Origin of the sequence: Pigmentiphaga sp. YJ18 (assembly GCF_038066655.1) — a bacterium.
In the GTDB taxonomy this organism is placed as follows: Bacteria; Pseudomonadota; Gammaproteobacteria; order Burkholderiales; family Burkholderiaceae_B; genus Pigmentiphaga.
Genome location: NZ_JBBUKU010000011.1, coordinates 1 through 4,667, shown reverse-complemented (window position 1 = coordinate 4,667; position 4,667 = coordinate 1). Strand labels below are relative to the sequence as shown.

The 4,667-nt window shown below is 65.8% G+C and carries 1 protein-coding gene; it reads left to right on the top strand.

Features of this window, described 5'->3' with window-relative positions; genetic code table 11:
* A partial coding sequence (locus WKR98_RS29200) for a beta strand repeat-containing protein (RefSeq protein ID WP_341435415.1) occupies positions 1-4,667 on the top strand: 4,667 nt, incomplete at both ends.

Sequence of the window (4,667 nt, the reverse complement as noted above, 5' to 3'; positions counted from 1 at the left end):
AATCCGGGCGGCAACCCGACGACGATCAGCAACGTGGCGGCGGGCGAGCTGTCGGCCACGAGCACGGACGCGGTCAACGGATCGCAGTTGTACGAGACGAATCAGAACGTGACGCAGCTGGGAGACACGCTGACCAACATTACCGGTGATACGAGCCAGGCGAACACCGATGCCAACGGCATGGGCATCCGTTACGTGCGCACGAATGAAGCCGGTTTGACGCCCAGCGACTCGTCGGCACAAGGTCAAGGCAGCACGGCGGTGGGCTACAACGCGACGGCGACCGCCGACAGCGCGCTGGCGCTGGGCCGTGAAGCGCAAGCAAGCCACGCAGGCAGCGTGGCCTTGGGCGCGAACTCGGTCGCTGACGGTAGCACGCTGGGCATGGCGGCCTACAACCCGGGCACGGGGGCGATTGCCGGGGTGGCGCCCGTGGGCGAGGTCAGTGTGGGCAGCGCTGGCAACGAGCGCCGGGTCACGAACGTGGCAGCGGGTGCGGTAGCGACCGATGCGGTGAACGTGAGCCAGTTGCAATCTGTAGCCACGAGCGTGGACAACCTGGGCGACCGGGCGGTGCAGTACGACGGCAACGTGGGCGATGCGAAGGATACGATCACGCTGGCGGGTACCCCGTCGACCGACGGCGGCGCCACGGGGGGGACACGAATCACGAACGTGTCGCAAGGCGAATTGTCCGCGACGAGTACGGATGCGGTGAACGGTTCGCAGTTGTACGAGACGAACCAGAACGTGACGCAGCTGGGCAATACGTTCAACAACATCGCGGGGGACACGAGCCAGGCGAACACCGACGCCAACGGCATGGGCATCCGTTACGCGCGCACGAATGAAGCCGGCTTGACGCCCAGCGACGCGTCGGCACAGGGGCAAGGCAGCACGGCGGTGGGCTACGACGCGACGGCGACGGCCGACAGCGCGCTGGCTTTAGGCCGTGAAGCGCAGGCGAGCCACGCGGGCAGCGTGGCCTTGGGTGCGAACTCGGTGGCCGACGGCAGTACCCTGGGCATGGCGGCGTACAACCCGGGCACGGGAACCCTTGCTGGTACCGCACCTGTGGGTGAAGTCAGTGTGGGCAGCGCCGGCAACGAGCGCCGGCTTACCAACGTGGCGGCCGGCGCGGCCGATACTGATGCGGTAAATGTGAGTCAGCTACAGGCGGTGGCCACGAACGTGGACAACCTGGGCGACCGTGCCGTGCAATACGACGGCAACGTAGGCGATGCGAAGGACACGATCACCTTGGCGGGTACCCCGTCGACCGACGGCGGCGCCACGGGGGGGACGCGAATCACCAACGTGTCTCAGGGCGAGCTGTCGGCCACAAGCACGGACGCGGTGAACGGTTCGCAGTTGTACGAGACGAACCAGAACGTGACGCAGCTGGGCGACACGCTGACCAATATTACCGGTGACACGAGCCAGTCGAACACCGATGCCAACGGCCTGGGCATCCGCTATGTACGGACGAACGAAGCAGGGCTGACACCCAGCGACGCGTCGGCACAAGGCCAGGGCAGCACGGCGGTGGGTTACAACGCGACGGCCACGGCCGATAGCGCGCTGGCACTGGGACGTGAAGCGCAGGCAAGCCACGCGGGCAGCGTGGCCTTGGGCGCGAACTCGGTGGCCGACGGCAGTACCCTGGGCATGACGGCGTACAACCCGGGCACGGGAACCCTTGCCGGTACCGCACCTGTGGGCGAAGTCAGTGTGGGCAGCGCCGGCAACGAACGCAGGCTTACGAACGTGGCGGCCGGCGCGGCCGATACTGATGCGGTGAATGTGAGTCAACTACAGGCGGTGGCCACGAACGTGGACAACCTGGGCGACCGTGCCGTGCAGTACGACGGCAACGTGGGCGATGCGAAGGACACGGTCACGCTGGCAGGCACGCCGTCGACCGATGGCGGCGCCACGGGGGGGACGCGGATCACGAACGTCTCGCAAGGCGAGCTGTCGGCCACGAGTACGGATGCGGTAAACGGATCGCAGTTGTACGAGACGAACCAGAACGTGACGCAACTGGGCGATACGCTGACCAATATTACCGGTGATACGAGCCAGTCGAACACCGATGCCAACGGCATGGGCATCCGCTATGTACGGACGAATGAAGCAGGGCTGACGCCCAGCGACTCGTCGGCACAAGGCCAGGGCAGCACGGCGGTGGGCTACAACGCGACGGCGACGGCCGACAGCGCGCTGGCGCTGGGACGTGAAGCGCAGGCGAGCCACGCAGGCAGCGTGGCCTTGGGTGCGAACTCGGTCGCTGACGGCAGTACGCTGGGCATGGCGGCTTACAACCCGGGCACGGGCACGATTGCCGGGACGGCTCCAGTGGGCGAGGTCAGTGTCGGTAGCGCCGGCAACGAACGCAGGCTTACGAACGTAGCGGCCGGCGCGACCGATACTGATGCGGTGAATGTGAGCCAGTTGCAAGCAGTGGCCACGAACGTGGACAACTTGGGTGACCGTGCGGTGCAGTACGACGGCAACGTGGGCGATGCGAAGGACACGATCACGTTGGCAGGCACGCCGTCGACCGATGGCGGCGCCACGGGCGGTACGCGGATCACGAACGTGTCGCAGGGCGAGTTGTCGGCGACGAGCACGGACGCGGTAAACGGATCGCAGTTGTACGAGACGAACCAGAACGTGACGCAACTGGGCGACACGCTGATCAATATTACGGGGGACACCAGTCAGGCGAATACCGATGCCAATGGCCTGGGTATCCGCTATGTGCGCACGAACGAAGCGGGCTTGACGCCCAGCGACGCGTCGGCACAAGGCCAGGGCAGCACGGCGGTGGGCTACAACGCGACGGCGACGGCCGACAGCGCGCTGGCGCTGGGCCGTGAAGCGCACGCAAGCCACGCGGGCAGCGTGGCCTTGGGCGCGAACTCGGTCGCCGACGGTAGCACGCTGGGCATGGCGGCGTACAACCCAAGCGCGGGCACGATTGCTGGCGCAACGCCCGTGGGCGAGGTCAGCGTGGGAAGCGCGAACAATGAGCGCCGGGTTACGAACGTGGCAGCGGGTGCGGCGGCGACCGATGCGGTGAACGTCAGCCAGCTGCAAGCGGTGGCTACGAACGTGGACAACCTGGGTGACCGTGCCGTGCAGTACGACGGCAACGTGGGCGATGCGAAGGACACGATCACCTTGGCGGGTACCCCGTCGACCGACGGCGGCGCCACGGGCGGTACGCGGATCACGAACGTCTCGCAAGGCGAGTTGTCGGCGACGAGCACGGATGCGGTCAATGGTTCGCAGCTGTACGAGACGAACCAGAATCTGACGCAGCTGGGCGACACGCTGATCAACATTACCGGCGACACGAGCCAGAGCTACACGGATGCGAACGGTCTGGGTATCCGTTATGTTCGTACGAACGAAGCGGGCTTGGCGCGGGCGGATTCGTCGGCGCAGGGTCAAGGCAGCACAGCGGTGGGCTACAACGCCACGGCCACGGCCGAGAGCGCGCTGGCGCTGGGTCGTGAAGCAAGCGCTACGGTAAGCAACGGCGTGGCACTGGGGATGGGGTCGGTATCTGATCGGGCACTTGCCCCCACAACCGGAGAGATCGCCTCGGGCGCTGGCGGTGCGATCGTGCCGTTCAATACGACGGATCGTGACTTGCTAGGGGCGGTGTCGGTCGGTAGCGACACGACCTATCGCCAGATTACCAACGTTGCGGACGGAACCGACGAGCATGACGCGGTCACGGTTCGTCAACTGACCGGCGCTATCAGTTCGGTGACGGTAACGGGCACCCGATATTTCCACGCCAATTCGACCGAAACGGATTCGCTGGCCGTTGGCCAGGAGGCAATTGCAATCGGCCCGCAAACCGTCGTCAACGGCGATAACGGAGTTGGTCTGGGCAACGGCGCCATCGTCGAGCAGAATGCGCCGGGAGGTATTGCGATCGGCCAGAACACCCGGGTAATGTTGGCGGATTCTGTGGCGCTGGGTACGCAAGCCCTCGCATCGGCTGAGCAAGGGCTGGCACTTGGGGCGGGCAGCGGTGTGAGCGTTGCCGGTGGTGTGGCGTTGGGAGCTGCGTCGATTGCCAACAGGGTTGCCGGCGTGGCCGGTTACGTCCCGGATGGTGTGGACGGCACGGCGGTCCAAGCGACAAACAGCACGTTGGCGGCGGTTTCGGTTGGGGACGAGGCGCAGGGCAGGTATCGCCAGATCACGGGCGTAGCCGCGGGCTCCGCGGATAGTGATGCCGTGAATGTGAGCCAACTCAAAACAGTGGAGAATCTGGCCGATAACATCAGCGACCGAGCCGTGCGATACGACGGTAACGTGGGCGATGCGAAGGATACGGTCACGCTGGCGGGTACGCCGTCGACCGATGGTGGTGCCACGGGAGGCACGCGCATCACGAACGTGTCGCAGGGCGAGTTGTCGGCGACGAGCACGGATGCGGTGAACGGATCGCAGTTGTACGAGACGAACCAGAATGTGACGCAGCTGGGCAATACATTCAACAACATCGCGGGTGACACGAGCCAGGCGAATACCGATGCCAACGGCATGGGCATCCGCTATGTACGGACGAACGAAGCGGGCCTGGCGCAGGCGGACTCGTCGGCGCAGGGCCAGGGCAGCACGGCGGTGGGGTATCACGCGAC